A 4,028-nucleotide genomic window follows, 5' to 3' on the forward strand; every position below is an offset into this window, starting at 1 on the left:
CCCGTGACCGTACGGGTGCCGCCCCTCGGCGTTTCCTCAGTCCGACCCGTCCAGCAGCCCCGACAGCACCGCCGCCGTCGCCGTCAGCAGGTCCTCCGCGACCGCGCCGCCCGCCGCCGTCCGCGCCAGCAGTCCCTCCCGCGCCGCCAGGACCACCGTCGCGGCCTGGTCGGCGCTCGCGCCCGGGGGCACCAGCTCCGGCAGGGCCCGCTCCAGGACCTCGGCCAGTGCCCGCGCGACCGCCCGGTCGTGCGCGGCGACCTGCTCGGCCAGCGCCGCCGTCCGGGCCGCGACCAGCCGGAACTCCAGGAACAGCAGGATCCACCCGGACTCCGTCGGCTCGACCCGCAGCAGCGCCTCGACCAGCCGCTGCGCCCGCTCCCGGGGCGCCAGCGCCTCGCAGGCGGCGGCCAGTTCGGCCAGTTCGGCCATCCGCTGAGCGGCCTGGTCGTCGAAGAGCGCCAGCAGCAGCTCCTCCTTGCCGCCGAAGTTCGAGTAGAAGGCACCGCGGGTGTAGCCGGCGGCGGTGCAGACGTCCTCGATGCTCGTCCGGGCGAAGCCGACGGAGAGGAACAGCTCGCGCGCGGCGGCGAGCAGCCGGGCCCGGGTGTGGATGCGGCGTCGGGGTGGTCGGGGGGCGGTATCGGCGGGGGGCGGGTTCACAGCAGCACGATACATGGTGTATTCAGTACGAGTCGCATTCAATACGAGCCGTACTGAAACGAGGGCCATCATCGTGAGCGAGCGAAGCGAACGAACCGCCAAGAAGTGCGCGTGGGCGAGTGCCCCCGCCGAGCGCGGCGAGGTGGGCGCATGAGCCGCCTGCTGATCACCAACGCGCACCTGCTCCACCCCGAGGACGGCACCCGCACCGACCTCGGCTGGCTGGAGGCCGCCGACGGCCGGATCGCGGCCACCGGCACCGGCCGCCCGCCCGCCGCCGCCGAGGACGTCCGGGTCCTCGACGCGGCCGGCGGCACCGTCCTGCCCGGCCTGATCGACGCCCACGTCCACCTGCTGGTGACCTCGCTCGACCTGCACGACTTCACCAGCTGGACCCCCGGCTACGCCACCGTGCGCGCCCTCGCCGAGGCCGAGCGCATGCTGCGCCGCGGCTTCACCACCGTCCGCGACGTCGGCGGCGCCGACCACGGGATGGCCCGCGCCCTCGCCGAGGGCCTGGTGCCCGGCCCGCGGCTGCTGCACGGCGGCAAGGCGCTCTCCCAGACCGGCGGCCACGGCGACCTGCGCCCGCTCGGCGACGACTCCCTGCCCTGCTGCGAGTCCCGCCCGCACTTCGGCCGGATCGCCGACGGCGTGGACGCGGTGCGGGCCGCCGCCCGGGACGAGTTCCGCAAGGGCGCCCGCCACCTCAAGGTGCTGCTCTCCGGCGGCGTCGCGTCCCCGCACGACGAGATCGGCGCCGTCCAGTACAGCGAGGACGAGATCCGCGCGGCCGTCGAGGAGGCCGAGAACCACAACCGCTACGTCACCGTGCACGCCTACCACCCGCGGGCGATCGACCGCGCCCTGCGGGCCGGCGTGCGCTGCGTCGAGCACGGGAACCTGCTGGACGACGGCACGGTCGCCCTGCTGCTGGAGAAGGACGCCTTCCTGGTGCCCACCCTGGTCGCCTACGAGCAGACCGCCCGGGCCGGCGCCGCCTCCGGCCTGCCGCCCGCCTCCCTGGGCAAGCTCGCCGAGGTCCGCGACCGGGGCCTGGAGGCGCTGGAGCGCGCCCACCGCGCGGGCGTCAACCTCGTCTACGGCAGCGACCTGCTCGGCCCGCTGCACCCGGCCCAGCTGGAGGAGTTCACCCTGCGCGCCCAGGTCCAGCCGGTCGCGGACGTGCTGCGCTCGGCGACCACCACGGCGGCCCGGCTGCTCGGCCTGGAGGGGGAGATCGGCACCCTCGCCCCGGGCGCCCACGCCGACCTGCTCGTCCTGGACGGCGACCCGCTCGCCGACCTCGCCGTGCTCACCCGCCCCGACCTCCACCCGAAGCGGGTGGTCAAGGCCGGCGTCCCGGTCTGACGGCGAAACGGCGGGCGGGCGCCCGGGGAAACCCCGGACGCCCGCCCGCCGTGAAGGCCTCGACCTGCTTCGCGCGCTCCGCGAGGCCGTGACCGCCCTGCTGTGCCTACTTGTTTCCGCGCTTCGCGAGGCCGTGCCTACTTGTTTCCGCGCTTCGCGAGGAAGGCCTCGACCTCGGCCTTGATCTCCGGCGTGTCCAGCCCGCGCACCGTCATCGTGGTGCGGCGGCGCAGCACGTCGTCCGAGGTGTACGCCCACTCGTTGTCCGCCGCGTACGCGACCTGCGCCCAGACGTCCGGACCGTCCTCGTGGATCGGCCGGCCGAGCTCCGGGTTCTCGTCGATCATGCGGGCGATGTCGAAGGACAGCGTGCCATAGTGGCTGGCCAGGTGCTTGGCCACCAGCGGCTCCATCCGCGAGCCCGGCTCACGGTCGATCAGCAGGCGGTGCGCCACCGCGTTCGGCGCGCCGACGCCCGGCAGCGGGACGGTCGGGGCGATCGGGGACATGTCCTCGCCGAGGCTGGTGCCGGGCACGTGGGCCAGCTTCTCCAGGACGGCGCGGCCGATGTGCCGGTAGGTGGTCCACTTGCCGCCGGAGACCGACAGCATGCCGCCGCGGCCCTCGGTGACGACGGTCTCGCGCTTGGCGGCGGCGGTGTCGCCCGGGCCGCCCGGCAGCACCCGCAGGCCGGCGAAGGAGTAGGTGATCAGGTCGCGGTCGAGGTGCTCGTCGCGGATCGCGTGCGCGGCCTCGCCCATGATCTGGTCGATGTCCGCCTCGGTGGCCCGGACGTCCTTCGGGTCGCCGGTGTACTCCTCGTCGGTGGTGCCGAGGAGGACGTGGTCCTCCCACGGGATGGCGAAGGAGACGCGGTACTTGTCGATCGGGATGGTCAGCGCGGCGCGCCACGGCGAGCGGCGCTTGACGACCACGTGGGCGCCCTTGGAGAGGCGGATCGACGGCGCGGCGCCGGCGTCCTCCATCGTGCGCAGGTGGTCCACCCACGGGCCGGTGGCGTTCAGCACCAGGCGGGCGTCGATGCCGAACTCGCTGCCGTCCAGGCGGTCGCGGAGGTCGGCGCCGGTGACCCGGCCGCCGGTGAAGCGCAGGCCGGTGACCTCGGCGTGGTTGAGCACCACGGCGCCGGCGTCGACGGCGGCGCGCACGGTCATCACGGCGACGCGCGAGTCGTTCATCTGGTGGTCGCCGTAGACGGCCACCGAGCGCAGGCCCTCGGTGCGCAGCGCGGGCACCTGCTGGGCGGCGTGGGCGGCGGTGGAGACCCGGCCCATGCCGTCGCGGAAGGCGGACAGCGCGGAGTACAGGAAGACGCCGGCGCCGAGCTTGGCGGCGCCGTGCGGGCCGCCCTTGTAGACCGGCACGAAGAAGGTCAGCGGGTTGACCAGGTGCGGGGCCACGTCGGTGGAGAGCGCGCGGCGCTCCTTGTGGTTCTCCGCGACCAGCTTGACCGCGCCGGTCTGCAGGTAGCGCAGACCGCCGTGGACGAGCTTGGAGGAGGCGCTGGAGGTGGCGCCGGCGAAGTCGCCGGCGTCGACCATGGCGACCTTGAGGCCGGCCTGGGACGCGGTCCAGGCGACGGCCGTGCCGAGGATGCCGCCCCCGATCACCAGCAGGTCGTAGGTGGCCTTGCCGAGCAGCTCGCGGGTCTCGGCGCGGGAGGCGGTGCGGCCGGCGGTGCGCTCGGCGCCCAGGGTCGGAATGGTTGCCATGGTGGTTGTGTACGGCGCGCGCGGGTCGGGCGGCGCCGTTACTCCTCTCGTGTGCGGTGCGGCCTCTGCGGGAGAGGCCGGTCGGCCCGGTGCGGCGGGCCGGTTGAAGCCGGTGACACCCGTTGCCGGAACAGCGGGCGGCGCGGGGGGGGGCGGGGGGCCCCCCCGGGGGGCCCGCCCCCCCCGGCCCGACCACCCCGGGGGCACGGGGTGGTGTTCGCGCTGCTGGGGCGGCCCCGCGCGCGCGGGTTGGGGAGCGGA

3 protein-coding genes are annotated in these 4,028 nt (G+C 75.2%); 1 reads left to right on the forward strand and 2 read right to left on the reverse strand.

Going from position 1 to position 4,028, the window contains the following annotated elements:
* Positions 1-36 precede the first annotated feature (36 nt).
* Positions 37-663, reverse strand: coding sequence for a TetR/AcrR family transcriptional regulator (locus ACWGJO_RS37475; RefSeq protein ID WP_452190132.1), 627 nt, complete (start codon positions 661-663; stop codon positions 37-39).
* Between the two features lie 150 nt (positions 664-813).
* On the opposite strand from ACWGJO_RS37475, the gene ACWGJO_RS37480 reads away from it, so the two are divergent.
* Positions 814-2,034: an amidohydrolase family protein gene (locus ACWGJO_RS37480; protein WP_452190133.1), complete on the forward strand. Its 1,221-nt coding sequence runs from the start codon at positions 814-816 to the stop codon at positions 2,032-2,034.
* A gap of 137 nt (positions 2,035-2,171) precedes the next feature.
* On the opposite strand, the gene ACWGJO_RS37485 is transcribed toward ACWGJO_RS37480, so the two are convergent.
* Entirely contained in the window at positions 2,172-3,767 is a 1,596-nt protein-coding gene (locus ACWGJO_RS37485) for an FAD-dependent oxidoreductase (RefSeq protein ID WP_452190134.1), read from the reverse strand.
* Positions 3,768-4,028: the final 261 nt, after the last annotated feature.

The sequence above is a fragment of the Kitasatospora sp. NPDC054795 genome (assembly GCF_053611565.1).

What these genes read in the sequence shown, in the direction of transcription:
- ACWGJO_RS37480 (WP_452190133.1), top strand. Translation starts at nt 814, where the DNA reads ATGAGCCGCCTGCTGATCACCAACGCGCACCTGCTCCACCCCGAGGAC.
- ACWGJO_RS37485 (WP_452190134.1), bottom strand. Translation starts at nt 3,767, where the DNA reads ATGGCAACCATTCCGACCCTGGGCGCCGAGCGCACCGCCGGCCGCACC.